At 68.9% G+C, this 15,367-nt stretch carries 14 protein-coding genes; 6 read left to right on the forward strand and 8 right to left on the reverse strand.

Going from position 1 to position 15,367, the window contains the following annotated elements:
* Positions 1-957 carry a D-alanine--D-alanine ligase family protein gene (locus EDM22_RS11795; RefSeq protein ID WP_122937275.1) on the forward strand — a complete coding sequence of 319 codons (957 nt, stop codon included), beginning with the start codon at positions 1-3 and terminating at the stop codon, positions 955-957.
* Between the two features lie 127 nt (positions 958-1,084).
* Here EDM22_RS11795 and EDM22_RS11800 read toward each other — a convergent pair whose 3' ends face one another.
* Together EDM22_RS11800 and EDM22_RS11805 are read right to left on the reverse strand one after the other, a co-directional pair.
* On the reverse strand, positions 1,085-2,062 hold the full coding sequence (locus tag EDM22_RS11800; RefSeq protein WP_122937252.1) for a ParB/RepB/Spo0J family partition protein: 978 nt from the start codon (positions 2,060-2,062) through the stop codon (positions 1,085-1,087).
* Positions 2,062-2,934 carry a ParA family protein gene (locus tag EDM22_RS11805; RefSeq protein WP_245989341.1) on the reverse strand — a complete coding sequence of 291 codons (873 nt, stop codon included), beginning with the start codon at positions 2,932-2,934 and terminating at the stop codon, positions 2,062-2,064. The genes EDM22_RS11800 and EDM22_RS11805 overlap by 1 nt, the downstream gene beginning before the upstream one ends.
* Positions 2,935-4,618: 1,684 nt before the next feature.
* Here EDM22_RS11805 and EDM22_RS11810 point away from each other — a divergent pair.
* The gene (locus EDM22_RS11810; RefSeq protein WP_138708078.1) at positions 4,619-5,047 is read left to right on the forward strand and encodes a cupin domain-containing protein; all 429 of its coding nucleotides are present in this window, start codon (positions 4,619-4,621) and stop codon (positions 5,045-5,047) included.
* A 1,808-nt stretch (positions 5,048-6,855) separates the two neighbouring features.
* Here EDM22_RS11810 and rsmG read toward each other — a convergent pair.
* Genes rsmG through rpmH form a run of 6 tightly spaced genes read right to left on the reverse strand, consistent with a single transcriptional unit; the run spans position 6,856 to position 9,982 of the window.
* On the reverse strand, positions 6,856-7,494 hold the full coding sequence (gene rsmG / locus EDM22_RS11815; RefSeq protein ID WP_122937254.1) for a 16S rRNA (guanine(527)-N(7))-methyltransferase RsmG: 639 nt from the start codon (positions 7,492-7,494) through the stop codon (positions 6,856-6,858).
* Positions 7,495-7,514: 20 nt separating this feature from the next.
* Complete coding sequence (locus EDM22_RS11820; protein WP_122937255.1) at positions 7,515-8,012, reverse strand: Jag family protein; 498 nt, start codon at positions 8,010-8,012, stop codon at positions 7,515-7,517.
* Between the two features lie 6 nt (positions 8,013-8,018).
* The gene (gene yidC / locus EDM22_RS11825) at positions 8,019-8,993 is read right to left on the reverse strand and encodes a membrane protein insertase YidC (protein ID WP_122937256.1); all 975 of its coding nucleotides are present in this window, start codon (positions 8,991-8,993) and stop codon (positions 8,019-8,021) included.
* Between the two features lie 9 nt (positions 8,994-9,002).
* Entirely contained in the window at positions 9,003-9,464 is a 462-nt protein-coding gene (gene yidD / locus EDM22_RS11830; RefSeq protein ID WP_122937257.1) for a membrane protein insertion efficiency factor YidD, read from the reverse strand.
* 1 nt (position 9,465) lies between these two features.
* The gene (rnpA, locus tag EDM22_RS11835) at positions 9,466-9,837 is read right to left on the reverse strand and encodes a ribonuclease P protein component (RefSeq protein ID WP_122937258.1); all 372 of its coding nucleotides are present in this window, start codon (positions 9,835-9,837) and stop codon (positions 9,466-9,468) included.
* A gap of 7 nt (positions 9,838-9,844) precedes the next feature.
* Positions 9,845-9,982, reverse strand: a complete 138-nt coding sequence (gene rpmH, locus EDM22_RS11840; RefSeq protein WP_022889115.1) for a 50S ribosomal protein L34 — start codon at positions 9,980-9,982, stop codon at positions 9,845-9,847.
* A 484-nt stretch (positions 9,983-10,466) separates the two neighbouring features.
* Here rpmH and dnaA point away from each other — a divergent pair, with 484 nt between their 5' ends.
* The 4 genes from dnaA to EDM22_RS11860 all read left to right on the forward strand — a co-directional run bounded on the left by dnaA (position 10,467) and on the right by EDM22_RS11860 (position 15,273).
* Positions 10,467-11,879, forward strand: a complete 1,413-nt coding sequence (dnaA, locus tag EDM22_RS11845; RefSeq protein ID WP_376917964.1) for a chromosomal replication initiator protein DnaA — start codon at positions 10,467-10,469, stop codon at positions 11,877-11,879.
* Between the two features lie 494 nt (positions 11,880-12,373).
* Positions 12,374-13,534, forward strand: coding sequence for a DNA polymerase III subunit beta (gene dnaN / locus EDM22_RS11850; protein WP_122937277.1), 1,161 nt, complete (start codon positions 12,374-12,376; stop codon positions 13,532-13,534).
* 55 nt (positions 13,535-13,589) lie between these two features.
* Positions 13,590-14,801, forward strand: coding sequence for a DNA replication/repair protein RecF (gene recF / locus EDM22_RS11855; protein WP_122937260.1), 1,212 nt, complete (start codon positions 13,590-13,592; stop codon positions 14,799-14,801).
* Positions 14,802-14,880: 79 nt separating this feature from the next.
* Positions 14,881-15,273, forward strand: a complete 393-nt coding sequence (locus tag EDM22_RS11860; protein ID WP_245989340.1) for a DciA family protein — start codon at positions 14,881-14,883, stop codon at positions 15,271-15,273.
* Positions 15,274-15,367: the final 94 nt, after the last annotated feature.

Here is a 15,367-nt window from a genome sequence, read left to right on the forward strand (position 1 = left end):
ATGAGCGATTCCACCGGTCTCTACGTCGTCGTCCTCGCGGGTGGCATCTCGCACGAACGGGACGTCTCGTTGCGATCCGGCCGTCGTGTCGCCGACGCGCTCATCGCCGCCGGGCACCGCGTCGAGCTGCGCGATCCGGATGCCGGTCTCCTGCCGTTCCTCGCGGAGCGCCGGCCCGACGTCGTGTTCCCGGCACTGCACGGGTCGAGCGGTGAGGACGGATCCCTGCTCGAGCTCCTGGCGGCCCTCGGGGTGCCCACCGTCGGCTCGTCGGGCGCCGCGGCACGGCGGGCCTGGTCGAAGCCCGTCGCGAGCTCGATCGTCGCCGGTGCCGGCATCGCGGTGCCGGAGTCGATCGTGCTGTCGCACGAGGCGTTCCGCGAACTCGGCGCCGCGAGCGTGCTTCGCGTCGTACGGCAGGCGCTCGAGGGCGATCTCGTCGTGAAGCCCGGCTCCGGCGGATCGGCGCAGGGCGTGACGATCGTCGGCGATCCGAACGACCTACCCCGAGCGATGGTCGACGCCTTCACGTACGCCGATGTCGCGGTGGTCGAGCGGCGCATCGTCGGCTCCGAGATCGCCATCGCCGTGATCGACTCCGGCGACGGCCCGCGCGCACTCACGGCGGTGGAGATCGAGCCGACCGACGGCGTGTACAGCTTCCAAGCGCGGTACAACGCGGGGGAGACCACGTTCTACGCACCCTGCCGTCTCGACGAGGCGGCGGTACAGGCCGTGACGGATGCCGCGGTGCTCGCCCACGAGACGCTCGGCCTGCGCGACCTCTCGCGCGTCGACTTCATCGTCGACGGGAGCGGTCGTCCGTGGTTCCTCGAGGCGAACGTGCTTCCGGGACTCACCGAGACCTCGCTCGTCCCCCTGGCCATCGAGGCGTCCGACACGGACGCACCGACCGTCTACGACGCGCTCGTGCGCGCGGCGCTCGCCCGCGGCTGAGCCGGAAGGCGCGCCGCCCCGTCGCATCGAGCCGCGCGCTCCGGAGCGCCGCGCCGATCGGAATCGGCCGTCGGCATCGTCTCCACCAGTTCCTGGGGCCAGGTCGTGGGGATCGGATGCCCCGTCTCTAGACCCCTTCGAGCTCCTCGCCGAGGTCGTTGAGGATCCGACGAAGATCCTGAACTGTAGCGAAATCAATGCTGATCTGGCCTTTACGAGCACCGAGTGCAATCTTGACCCGGGTGTTGAGCCGGTCGCCCAGGCGCGTCGCGAGGTCGTCGAGGAAGTCCTGTCGCTTTCCTGCCGCGGGCTTGGGGCGGGCGGCGGGCTTCGGCCCTGCGGCGGCGATCGCTTCCGCGGCGCGCACCGAGAGCTCCTCGTTGACGATCTTGTCAGCGAGACGCTGCATCGCCTCGGGATCCCCCGTGGCGAGGATCGCGCGTGCGTGGCCGGCGCTCAGGACGCCGGCTGCGACCCGGAGCTGCACCGCCTCGGGGAGCTTCAGGAGGCGGAGCGTGTTCGAGATCTGCGGTCGAGAGCGACCGATGCGGGACGCGAGCTCCTCCTGCGTGATGCCGAAGTCGGCGAGCAGCTGCTGGTAGGCGGATGCCTCTTCCAGCGGGTTGAGCTGGGAGCGGTGCAGGTTCTCGAGCAGCGCGTCGCGAAGCATCGCCTCGTCGGCGGTGTCCTTGACGACCGCAGGGATTGCGTCGAGCCCGGCGGCCTTCGTGGCCCGGAGACGGCGCTCACCCATGACGAGTTCGTACTTGTCGGGCAGGTCTGGGTGGGGGCGCACGACGACCGGCTGCAGCACGCCGAACTCGCGGATGCTGTGGACGAGCTCGGCGAGGTCCTCCGGATCGAAGACGCTGCGCGGCTGGGCGGCGTTCGGCACGATGTCGTCGGGGTCGAGGTGCATGAGCCGCGCGCCGGGAACCGTGACGAGGCCCTCCGCGTTCGCAGCGACCTCGACCGCTGCCATGGCGGGAGCCGGGGCATCCGAATCGGGGAAGAAGACGTCGACCGGACGGTTCGCGCGGGGCGCGTCGTCGGTGGGGATGAGGGCGCCGATGCCTCGACCGAGACCGGTTCGCTTGGTGGCCATCAGTTGGACTCCTTGGATTCGGATGCACCGCGCCAGGCGATCTCAGCGGCGGCTTCGCGGTACGACAGGGATCCGGTCGATCCGAAGTCGTAACTGATCACGCTCTGCCCGTAGCTCGGCGCCTCGGATACGCGCACGGATCGGGGAATGATCGTGTCGAGCGTCTGCTTGGGGAAGTGGTCGCGAACCTCCTGCGCGACCTGCTGCGCGAGGTTGGTCCGCGAGTCGTACATGGTCAGCAGGATGGTCGAGAGTCGCAGGTCGGGATTGAGGTGCTTCTCGATGAGCTCGATATTGCTGAGCAGCTGGGAGAGACCCTCGAGCGCGTAGTACTCGCACTGGATGGGGATGAGCACCTCGCGCGCGGCGACGAACGCGTTGATCGTCAGCAGGCCGAGTGATGGCGGGCAATCGATGAAGACGTAGTCGTACGGTTCGTCCATTTCGGCCAGGTGCACGTCGAGCGCGCGGCGAAGCCGCTGCTCGCGGGCGACCAGCGAGACCAGCTCGATCTCGGCGCCCGCGAGGTGGATGGTCGCGGGAACGCAGTCGAGTCGCTCGTGCTCGGTCGAGGGGCGTACGACCTGCGAGAGTGGGAGGTCGGCGACGAGCACTTCGTACACACTCTGCTGGTCGGATCGATGGTCGACGCCGAGTGCCGTGGATGCGTTGCCCTGCGGGTCGAGATCGACGACGAGCACCTTGGCGCCGGAACGAGCGAGGGCTGCCGCGAGGTTCACGGCGGACGTCGTCTTGCCGACGCCGCCCTTCTGGTTGGAGATCGTGAAGACGCGGGTCGCCGGGGGCAGGGGGAGCACCGCTTCTTCGAGCGCGAGCCGACGACGTGTCTCGTCGGCGATCTGATCGGCCAGGGGAGTTCCTCCGTTGACTTGGTGCGTTTCACGTGAAACATCGGGGACGAAGCGGGCGGTGTCGTAGCTCGGTGTCGCATCAGGCACCGAGCTCGTCGATGGCTCGACGGGCACGGCGCTCGTCTGGGCTGCTTGGGCTACGTCGCCGGACGGCGGAGTGGATGCCTGCGACACCACTCCTGCGGGTGAGACCGGAGAGACTGGCCCCTCGGTCGCGAACACACCATTCTCTCCTGCTTGCGCGGTTTCGGCATCCGCATCCATGACAGATTCGCCAGCGGCGCGATCACTCCTGTCGGCCGCCCCACCGGGGGCGGAGTATCGGAGCGGCTCGTCGAGTGGCGGCGAACCCGTGCGCGTGCGCGGTTGCTGCAGGCTCGACACGGTCTCCGCGGCCGCATCGCCCACGATCTCGCGGATGATGTCCTCGAGCAGCCGGTCGGCGTCTCCTCGCACGGCGCTCGGCGCCATCGTGTCGCGCGCATCGAGGGGATCCCCGCTCAATGCTGCAGCGGTCGCAGCATCCCAGTCGAACCGGGCGTCGTGCGCGACGGACGCAGGCGCGGCGGCATCAGCGGAGCCCTCGAGTCCATCGTGGTGTGCAGCCGAGATGTCGGGGGCGGGCAGCGCCGCGGCGGGCGGGAACTGCTCCGACACGTTCGGGGCTTCCGGAATCGCGGATGGCTCGGCGACCGGTGTGGACTCCTGCAGTGTGTCGTCTCCCGCTGGGACACTCAGCCCCTTCTGCGGTGCGACGACGGTGGGAGTCCACGCCACCTCCGGCGGAAGGGTACTCGGCGCCTGCTCGACCTGGAGCCGGGAGTCGGCGGCCTGCACGCGATCGGGGGACGGCGGCGCGTCGGAATCGCGGACGACCGGAGGCGATGACTGCGTGGCGGGCTCAGGTGCGGGGAACCCGGCGGTGGGCGGCGTGAAGCTCGGTGCGGAAAGGGACGCGGATTGATGCGAGTCCCCAGGGACGACGTCGGCCTGGATCTCGTCGGTGAGGCTCTCGGAGCCACGTGTTCGACGAGCCTCGGGGCTCCACTGCGCTTCACCGAAGAGCTCGTCGAGCTGGTCGGTGCCGGACGTGACGTCAACCGGCGAGGGACCCACCTGGATTCCCGGTGACCGTTGCTCGATGGTCGCTGCCTCCGGCTCCGGCGAGGTCTTCGTGCGCCTCCGGAACCAGCCACGCCCCCCGCCTTGCGCCATCCGAGTACTCCCGCCCATCTCCTGCGTACCATCGGGCTGTAGGCCTGACGGACTTCCGATCTCCCAGCCTAACGGCCGCCTCCGATGGTGCACGGTGGAACGACGACCATTGGCCGAATCGTCCTCCGGATGCCGGAAACGCGACGTTTCACGTGAAACGGTCGAAGTTTTGCCGCCGCTTGGTGCGGGAGCGTGGCACCTCGCTGCGTCTGCGTAGCCAAACCCGTCTCTCACTGCAACGCGGCGTGCCCCGACCGGCGTCCCGCGGTACGCCGCCATCTCCAGCGCGGCGGGCGCGAGCTCGTGGTGCCCCGTGGTGCCAACGGAGAGGCACCTCTCCCACGCGCATGCTGCGCACGGTCCGAGCGGGCCATCTTCCTGCCGCCACGAGCACGCGGACCGCCTGAGCAGTACGTGGCGGTGGGCCGGCGCGTGTGGTTCAGTGACACCGTGCGGGCTGTCGAATCCGATGACCGCCACGGTGGAGCGGGACATCGCTCAGAAGAGAAGGGGTCTGGACATGGAGGAGCTGCCCGCTCTGGTCGTGGCGACGCCGACGGATGGACCGATTCCCGACGATTCCCGCGTCGCATCGCAGACCGTGCTCAGCACCGCTGCGCTGCGCGTGGTGGAGATCGCGTTCGGTCCCGGCGCGGAGCTCACTGAGCACTCGGCGCCCGCGCCGATCATCGTCCAGGTCCTCGACGGGGCCGTGGACTTCGAGGTCGGCGGCTCCGTCTATGCGATACAAGCCCCTGGATTCGTCCACCTTCCTGACGCCGGCGAGCGGCATCGCGTCTCGGCGACGCGTCCGGCGCGCATCCAGATCACCATGCTGCTCGGCGCGGCCCGCGACGCCCATGCCGAGCGCACATCGCCGTCGGCGCGCGTGGGCTGAGCTTTGCCCAGCCCGCGTACTGAACGCGGGCGATCGACCGGCCGCCGCCGTATGAGGATCCCGCCCTGCGCGCGCTCCCGGTGACCGTGTCCGCCGCTCGGCGGGCGAATCGCCCGATGCGCCTGGGGGAGCTTGGCCGGTGCGCGCCTCGCCGGTTCGCCGCACACCCGATCTCTCCGCATCACCATGTCGTACCCGCAGGTCTGAGCTCCACGCCGCACGCGGGTTCTCGCGACCACTCCGCTGCGGGCGCGGTGTCCACGTCACGGTCGAGAACGCACTCAGCGGGCCGAAGAGTTCCGTCGGACGCCCTCCAGATCGACGGCTCCTCGGGGGTGGTCCACTGTGACTGCCGGAAGCACGTCGTCGGGCGGTGCGCTCCGTTGAGCCGGCGCGCTCGGAAGCTCCTCCGAGGGATGCCCGCCGCGGCCGAGCTCGAGCGCTCAAGGATCCACTTCCCACAACGGTCAGCCGGTCCGACTGCGCCGACTTTCCGCGGAGCAGCCTGTCGTCGTGACACGGCGAGCCCTCGACCCTGGGGGACCGTGTCACGGAAGACGCGGACCGCAGCGCGGAACGGCTGAGCGACAACTCCGGTCGCCGCCGTCACGTCCGGGGCGGAGACGGCCTCGCGCGCGAACGAGGCTGCGACATCCGTCGACCGTCGGGTCGACCTCGATGCCACCCGGTTGAGACCGACGGACGCGGGCCAGGCGGTCTCCGCCTGCTTGCGCGGGACGCAATTGCAGCAGGCACCGCCACATATGGCATTGGCGCACATGTTTCACGTGAAACATGTGACGCGCGCTCCCACCAAACCTCCGAAGGCGTGGAACGAACAGCTCCCATTCGAGCGACCGGTCACAGCGTCTTCAGCCCCCTCAGCGCGTCGGGCCGACCTGGCTTGGTCGGATCGCACGCCAACTTCCGACTCCGGAGCCGGATTGCGCGCCGGCAGCGTCAGGAACGGTCCAGCATCGCCCGCGCCTCGCCGGAGACCAGTCGTGGCCGCGAGGAGCAAGGTGGGCCGGACCATCAGATGTTTCACGTGAAACGGCGATCCGTAGGCTCACCATGGGTACAGGCGGGGTGGCTGAGACCAGGCGGGGTGACTGAGACGTCGACCTGTGGGCCCTCCGTCAGGATCGCCGAGCCTGCCGACGTCGGCGGCGGCGCGGGACGGGATCCTGCCGACGACCGCCGGACAGTCGATCCGACCCCGGCGGCGGCGCATGGAGATGACGCGCATTCGAAGCGGGAAAGGACTGCGACGAACCCACCTCTCGGGTTGTGGCCGTGCTGAGCAGCCGGGAGTCGCCGGGGGAGTAGCTGCGCGGCCCATCGCGCCGACGAGACGGTATGGCCACGGGGATGTCGCTGCCTCATCGCCGCTCGATGTGGGGTGCGGCCTGCACGAGCCCTCGTTGGCCGCGCCAGAGCACGGCTGCGCCTCGCCGCCGAAACAGACGCGCTCACGACGAGCGCCCAGCGACACGTCACCCGACAGATCCGGTCTACCTGGTCGCAGCCAGGCGTGACTCAGCGCCCAGCGCAGGGGAAAGGACCTTGCCGCGCAGGTCACGGGTGCACGGCCAACCACTCCGGTCGGCGGCGAGAAGGGAGGCAGCCGAGGCGAACACGTGCGGGCGTTCGGACCGCTCGCGCCATCCGAAGGGATCGGTCAGACGCTCGTCGGACGTGTCGCGGGTGGCTGAGCGAAGGTGCCGAGCAGGTGACGCGGTTCCGACACATCGCCGTCTCGGCAACCGTGGTCGGTGAAACAGTGGGCGCGGACGCGACGACGACCCTCAGGCCGAAGTACCCACGGTGGCCCGGAAGACGCGAGTGACCTCCGTGGCGACACCCTCCCCGAGCACGATGACCTCGACATCGTAGAGGCGGAACTTGCGGATCACCTTCTCGGCGGCGGTGATCTCACCATCGACGCCGGCGCCCTTCATGAGCACGAGCTCGCCACCGGGTCGGACCAGGGGAGCGGTGATCGGGATCAGGGTGCGCAGCGCGCTCACCGCGCGCGCAGTGACCTGGTCGAGTCGCCCCTTGAGCTTCGTCTCCTCGGCACGCGCCCGCACGACCTCGACGTTCGAAAGACCCAGTTCGGCGACCTGTCGCTCGAGCCACGCGACACGGCGCTCCATCGGCTCGATGAGCGTGAACGAGACATCCGGCCGACTGATCGCGAGCACGAGACCGGGCAGGCCGGCGCCCGACCCGACATCACCGACGCGACCCGGGCGCAACAGCGGCGCGACGAGCCCGCTGTTGATGATGTGGCGCGTCCACAGCCGCGGCAACTCGAGGGGGCCGATGAGTCCGAGTTCCTCGCCGTGTCGCGCAAGCGCCTCCGTGAACGCGCGGACGCCATCGAGGTGCTCGCCGAACACGGTGGCGGCGACCTCCGGCTCGGGTTCCAGTGCGTCGATCATCGATGTTTCACGTGGAACGGTCAGTGACCGCGGGTGATGACGGTGTGACGCTCGGCACCCTCGCCGCGGGACTCCGAGTGCAAGCCCTGCTCCGCCACGAGGTCGTGCACCAGCTTGCGCTCGTACGACGACATCGGGGGCAGGGCGGCTTCGGCTGCGCCGGCCTCGATGCGCTCAGCGGCACGCGACACGAGGCGGCCGAGCTCGTCGCGGCGGGCGTCGCGGGAACCGCCGATGTCGAGGATGAGCCGCGAGAACGCGCCGGTCTTGGTCTGCACCGCGAGGCGGGTGAGCTCCTGGAGCGCGCTCACCGTCTCGGCGCGGGAGAGGAGCGAGAGGCTCGAGCTGTCCGCCGCGTTGACCGAGATGTACGCCCGACCGTTCCGGGCGTCGATGTCGATGTCGCCATCGAGGTCGCAGATGTCGAGGAGCTCCTCGATGTAGTCCGCGGCGATGTCGCCTTCTTCCTCGAGCTGGGCGAGGGTGCGGTCGGCGGTCTCGTGCTGCACGTCGGTCATGGGTGTCTACTTCCGGTTCTGCTTCTTCGCGCGGTTCTTGCCCGTGGGCTGCTGGCGCTGGGTCGTGGTCGGCTTCTTCGGCGCGGCGTCGTCTTCGGGCTCCTGTTGCTCCTCGTTGACGAGCTTGCCCTTCTTGGCGAGTCGGGCCTCGCGGGCCTTCGCGGCCTCACTGCCGGGGGTCGGCATGTTGCGGATGACGACGAACTGCTGCCCCATGGTCCAGAAGTTCGAGGTGAGCCAGTAGAACATCACGCCGAGCGGGAAGGCGACGCCGGAGAACGCGAAGACGAGGGGGAGCAGGTAGAGGAGGATGCGCTGCTGCCGGAACATCGGGCTCGCCTTGGTCTCGGGCGACATGTTCTTCGAGACGATCTGCAGCTGCGTGATGAATTGCGAGGCGGTCATCAGGACGATCATCGTGAGCGCGATCCAGAGCGTCGACACGCTGTAGGGCTGCCCGGCGATCATGAGGTTCCACTCGCCGATGAACGTCGACTTCAGCGGTGCCCCGAGGAACTCGGAGTTCGCGAAGGAGTTCGCCAGCTCCTGCGTCATCGCTCCGACGCCGGCCTTGTCGTGCTGGGCGTCGTTGAGCACCGAGAACAGGCCGAAGAAGATCGGCATCTGCAGCAGGAGGGGGAGGCACGAGGAGAGAGGGTTGGTGCCGGTGCGCTTGTAGAGCTCCATGGTCTCGCGCGACATCGCCTCGCGCGAGAACTGGTCCTTCTTGCCCTTGTACTTGTCCTGGATCTTCTTGAGCTGCGGCGCGACCTCGAGCATGCGGCGCTGGCTCTTGATCTGGCGCACGAAGATCGGGATGAGAGCGGCCCGCACCACGATCACAAGGCCGACGATGGAGAGCACCCACGTGATGCCCGCGTTGGGGTCCAACCCGAAGGCGTCCCACATGGAGTGGAACGCCACGAGGATCAGCTCGATAGCCCACTTGATGGGCCAGAGGATGATGCTGATGATATCCATTGGGTCGGATCAGTCCTTCCGGGACACGGTGGGGGAGAGTGTGCGGCTCACGTCGTGCGGGGCGGATGCCTCGGCTCGCGGCGAGCGGGTGTGTGAGTGGTTCGCGTGATCGTGCAGATCTGCTGCGTGCAGGGCGGCGGCGGCATCCGCACCGCCGGCCGCGGGCGCCGACCACCCGGCCGGAACGACCCAGCCGAAGCGCGTCACGCGGTAGCGGTCATGCTCGGCGGCCCGCACATCGTCGATGCCACCCGCTGACCAGGGGTTGCATCGCAGGATCCGCCAGCCCGTGAGCAGCGACCCGACGATGAGGCCCCGCTGCTGCACGGAGCCGAGGCCATATGCCGAGCACGACGGGTAGTACCGGCAGACGTCGCCGTACAGCGGCGAGATCACGGCGCGATAGGCCCGGATGAGCAGTACCCCGAGGTTGCGGGGGATCAGCAGCAGGAACCAGGCGAGGTCGCGCACGTCACGAATCTTTCGGATGGCTCGTCACCGCAGCGGTGCGGAACCGCCGTGACGTGACGGCGGAGACGACGTCGGCACGCAGCGCGCCGAAGTCCGCTCCGGACGCCGACGGCAGCGCGCGTACGACGACGTCGACGCCGGCAGTGCCGTCGTCGACGAGTTCACGACAGGCGGCCTTGAGCCGCCGACGAACGAGATTGCGTCGCACGGCCGAACCGACCTTCTTGGAGACGATGAAGCCGAAGCGTGCGTCGGTGCCCGACTCCCGAGAGCGCAGATAGCTCACGGTGTGGGCACCGGCAACCTTGGCACCACGGCGCACGATGACCCGATAGTCGTCGGCGCTCGTGATGCGGTTGGCTTTGGCGAGCACCGACGAACTACGCGGAGAGTTCGGTGCGGCCCTTGGCGCGGCGGGCCGAGAGGATGGCGCGGCCCGCACGGGTGCGCATCCGCAGGCGGAAGCCGTGCTTCTTGGCGCGACGACGGTTGTTGGGCTGGAAGGTACGCTTGCTCATTCTTCTACTCCGGCTTCGGATCTCCTCGCGCGGCAGCGTCGACAGTGCGTCCGGCGGGAAAACTGGGTGCCCGAAAGGGCTGGGGTCAACTGATTAAAACTAGGGCCTGGCGGGGCTGCGGTCAAACCGGGCACAGTCGTAACCCCACATTCTGCACCGATCCCCAGCTTCGAGCCGGGAACGACACGCCCGGGTCTGTCGATCACCCGACGGGCATTTGTCGCAGCCACCGGGATTCGCTAGCGTGTGACACCAGTTATCCCCAGCCTGTCGCGCGGAATCCCGGGCAACTCCCGGATTCTCCCCACAGGCGTGGATAACGTTGTGAAGAATCGCCTCGCACCGCTCGACCCATCGATCGGGGGATCGACGAGCGGGAGACGAACATGCATCAAGAATGCGGGGAGCCATGACAGAACAGCCCATTTCCGATACGTGGGCGACGGTTCTCGACCGGTTGTCGGGCGACGAGGCGATCACGCCGATGCTGCAGGGCTTCCTCAACCTCGTCGAGCCCAAGGGCATCGCGGCCGGCACCTTCTACCTCGAAGTGCCCAACGACTTCACGGCGAGCATGCTCAACCAGCGGATGCGGGTCTCCCTGCTCTCGGCGATGAGCGTCATCGATGCCCCGTCACCCGTCACCTCCTTCTACGTGGTCGTCAATCCCGAACTCGAGGAGTCGCGCCCGGCCGAACCCCAGGCCGGACTCGGCGTACCGGCCGGGCCGGCCGGCGTCGGCATGGGCGGCATGGGCCCCGGTGCCCTCGGTGGCATGCCCGACCCCCTGGCCGATTCGGTCGAGCTCCCGGCCTCGCCCCAGTCGGTGTTCGAGAACAACAATCCCGACCGGCCGCGCGACTCCCGCCTCAACCCGAAGTACGGGTTCGACAGCTTCGTCATCGGCCAGTCCAACCGCTTCGCGCACGCGGCCGCGGTCGCCGTGGCCGAGGCGCCGGCGAAGGCCTACAACCCGCTCTTCATCTACGGCGACTCGGGGCTGGGCAAGACGCACCTCCTGCACGCGATCGGCCACTACGCGATGAGCCTGTACCCGGGCATCCGCGTGCGCTACGTGAGCTCCGAGGAGTTCACGAACGACTTCATCAACTCGATCGCGAACAACCGCGGATCGCTCTTCCAGCAGCGCTACCGCAACATCGACATCCTCCTGATCGACGACATCCAGTTCCTGCAGGGCAAGGCGGAGACGCAGGAAGCGTTCTTCCACACCTTCAACACGCTGCACGACCACAACAAGCAGGTCGTGATCACGAGCGACGTGCCGCCGAAGCACCTCACGGGCTTCGAGGACCGGATGCGCAGCCGCTTCGAGTGGGGCCTCATCACCGACGTGCAGGCGCCCGACCTCGAGACCCGCATCGCGATCCTGCGCAAGAAGGCGCAGAGCGAACGCCTCCAGGTGCCCGACGACATCCTCGAGTACATGGCCTCCAAGGTCTCGAGCAACATCCGCGAGCTCGAGGGCACGCTCATCCGCGTGACCGCGTTCGCGAGCCTCAACCGCACGCCCGTCGACATGCCGCTCGTGCAGACGGTCCTGAAGGACCTCATCACCGACGACACCGACAACGTCGTGGCGCCGGTCGACATCATCACGGCCACCGCCGACTACTTCAAGCTCACGGTCGACGACCTCTACGGCTCGAGCCGGTCGCAGGCGGTCGCGACCGCGCGGCAGATCGCGATGTACCTCTGCCGCGAGCTCACGAGCCTCTCGCTCCCCAAGATCGGGCAGCTCTTCGGCAACCGCGACCACACGACGGTGATGTACGCGAACAAGAAGATCTCCGAGCTCATGAAGGAACGGCGCTCCATCTACAACCAGGTGACCGAACTCACCGCCCGCATCAAGCAGGTCTCGCGCTACCGCTGAGACGCTGCATCGTCGAATGAGCGGATGCCGCGCAGCGGACGGGTCCCATCGCGACCGCGCGCCACGAGGCATCCGCAGCGCCCTCAGGCGGCCGCACGGCGCCCGTTTGCACCCCGTTCGAGGGCTTCCCCACAGTTGTGGAGAACCTGTGGATTGTTAACGAGCAACCGCGCCACCACTGTTGAGACGGGGAAGCCGCCTGTGCACAACCGCCGGACGGCACCGGACGCCGGTCGAGGTCGACGGCTCGATGTCCACACACTGTGCACAGCTCCGAGGGGCCGCTTCGCCCGTCGTTCCGCGGATCACCGAACACCATCCACAGTTTCCACACCGGTTAACACCGTTAAGAGATAGAGGGTTAAGGGTGGGCACCCCACAACCTCGTGGTGGATCGAGTCGCCGAGTCCCCAGCTCGCCCCGTTTCTCCCCGCGTCCGGAACGACGCTGCGGATAGCATGGGAGCGATCAAGCACCTCCACGACGGGAGAACCGTGAAGTTCCAGGTCAATCGCGATGTCTTCAGCGAGGCTGTCTCGTTCGCCGTCAAGCTGCTGCCGCAGCGAACGACGCTGCCGATCCTCTCGGGCGTGCTCATCCAGGCGAACGGCGACGGCCTCGTGCTCTCCTCGTTCGACTACGAGGTGTCGTCGCAGACCGAGATCCAGGCCGACGTCGAGGAGCCGGGAACCGTGCTCGTCTCGGGTCGCCTGCTCGCCGAGATCGCCGGCCGGCTTCCGAACGCCCCGGTCACCGTCGCGACCGACGGCTCGCGCATCACCGTCGCCTGCGGTTCCGCGAGCTTCACCCTGCTGTCGATGCCGGTCGAGGAGTATCCCGCGATCCCGGAGATGGGCGAGCAGTCGGGTGTCGTGCCCGCCGAGGAGTTCGCGTCGGCGGTCGCGCAGGTCGCGGTCGCCGCATCCCGCGACGATGTCACCCCGGTCATCACGGGCGTGCAGCTCGAGGTGCGCCAGAACAGCCTGAGCCTCGTCGCCACCGACCGCTACCGGGTGGCCGTACGCGAGATCGACTGGGACGGCGGCAGCGTCGCCGCCGGCGAAGCATCCGACACCGCCGTCACCGCGCTCGTCCCGGCGCGCACGCTGCAGGAGGTCGGCAAGACCTTCGGCCACTCGGGCACGATCTCCGTCGCGATCACGAGCCGCGACGATCGCGAGCTCATCGCGTTCAGCGCCGACCGCAAGACCGTCACGTCGCTGCTCATCAAGGGCAACTTCCCGCCCGTGCGCCGGCTGTTCCCCGAGAGCGTCGACAACTACGCGGTCATGAACACCGCCGACCTCATCGAGGCCACCCGCCGCGTCGCGCTCGTGCTCGAACGCGAGGCCGCCCTGCGCTACACGTTCACGACCGACGGCCTGACCCTCGAGGCGATCGGCAGCGAGCAGGCCCAGGCGTCCGAGTCGATCGACGCCATACTCACGGGCGACGACACGGTCGTGTCGCTCAAGCCCCAGTTCCTCCTCGACGGCCTCGGCGCCGTGCACTCCGAGTTCGTGCGTATCTCGTTCACGAAGACGGAGAACCCCAACAAGCCGGGCCCCGTGCTCATCACCAGCCAGACCTCGCGCGAGCAGGCGGGCGCCGACACCTACCGCTACCTGCTGCAGCCCAACCTGCTCCTGCGCTGACATCCGGCTGTCGGTGCCGCGCGGTAGCGTGGTGCCTCGTCGAAGGGAGCCCACCGTGCACGTCGCCCGGCTCTCGCTCACCGATTACCGCAACTACCGCACGGCCGAGCTCGCGCTCGAGCCGGGCGCCACGGTGCTCGTCGGGCGCAACGGCCAGGGCAAGACCAACCTCGTGGAGTCGATCGGCTACCTCGCCACCCTCGGCTCCCACCGGGTGTCCGGTGACCAGGCGCTGATCCGGGCCGGGGCGGATGCCGCCATCATCCGCGCCGTGCTCTCGCACGAGGGGCGCGAGCTCCTCATCGAACTGCAGCTCAACCGGCAGGGCGCGAACCGCGCGCAGCTCAATCGCGCGCCCGCGAAGACGAGGGAGCTTCCGCGCTACGCGCACTCCGTGCTCTTCGCCCCGGAGGATCTCGCGATCGTGCGCGGCGAGCCCTCGGTGCGTCGGCGACTGCTCGACGAGCTGCTCGTGCAGCAGAGCCCGCGCCTCTCCGGTGTCATGGCCGACTACGACCGCGTGCTCCGCCAGCGCAACTCGCTTCTGAAGAGCGCCCGCGCCCGCGGACTCGCGGCCGCGCAGCTCACCACGCTCGACATCTGGGACGAGCGGCTCGTCGCGCTCGGCACCGAGCTCATCGATCGCCGGCTCGCGCTCATCGCCGACCTGGCCGAGCCGCTCGCCGCCGCCTATCGCTCGATCGTCGACGACGACCACGCACCCGAACTGCGTGCCGTGCTCTCGATCGACGGGGCCGACCCCGACGATGGCGACACCACGGGCGGCGACGCAGCCGGCGCAGGCACGGATGCCGCGGCATCCGCCGGAGACACCGCGACGCGCTTCACCGAGGCACTCCGCACGCTGCGGCGAAAGGAGCTCGAGCGCGGCGTGACCCTCGCAGGCCCCCACCGCGACGACGTGCTGCTGCTGCTCAACGGACTGCCTGCCAAGGGCTACGCGAGCCACGGCGAGTCGTGGTCGTTCGCGCTCGCGCTGCGGCTCGCCTCGGCCGAGCTGCTGCGCCGCGACTCGACGACGGGCGATCCGGTGCTCGTGCTCGACGACGTGTTCGCCGAACTCGACCGCCTTCGGCGGGAGCGGCTCGCCGCCGCGATCGGCGGGTTCGAGCAGGTACTGGTCACCGCCGCCGTGCTCGAAGACGTGCCGGCGCCGCTCGCGGCGCGGGTCGTGCACATCGAGGCGGGGCGCATCGTGGATGCGCCGGTTCCGTCACCGGCCGTGCCGGAGGCATCCGATGTCTGAGGCCGCACGCACCTACCAGCACTTCCGTGAGATCTTTGGCGGCGAGCCCCGCCAGCGACCCGGACGGAGCCGTACTCGCGTGCGCGAGACATCCGGGAGCGAGCCGTTCACGCCGGGCCGCGATCCGAAGCCGCTCGGCGCGACGATCGACGCGCTCACCTCGCAGCTCGGCTGGAGCGGGCCGCTCTCACAGCACGAGCTCCTCGCATCCTGGGGCGAGATCGCCGGCGAGGAGACCGCCCGGCACTCGGAGCCCATCGCCGTCGAGGGCGGTGTGCTGCAGGTCCGGTGCGAGTCCACGGCGTGGGCGACGCAACTGCGGCTCATGCGCGTCGACCTCCTCTCCGCGATCCTCGAGCGGTACCCCGGGGCGGGGGTCGAGACGATCCGCTTCCAAGGGCCCGACGCCCCCACCTGGAAAAAGGGTCCCAGATCGGTCCCAGGGCGCGGTCCACGCGATACCTACGGCTGACAAGGCAAAATCGGTCACTCGTGCCGTCCGAACGCCCCAGATCGGCGCTTCCGGCCTGCGGCGAGCCCTGGACTTGATAGGATGAAGGGTCGCC

Origin of the sequence: Agromyces tardus (genome assembly GCF_003710805.1) — a bacterium.
GTDB lineage: Bacteria > Actinomycetota > Actinomycetes > Actinomycetales > Microbacteriaceae > Agromyces > Agromyces tardus.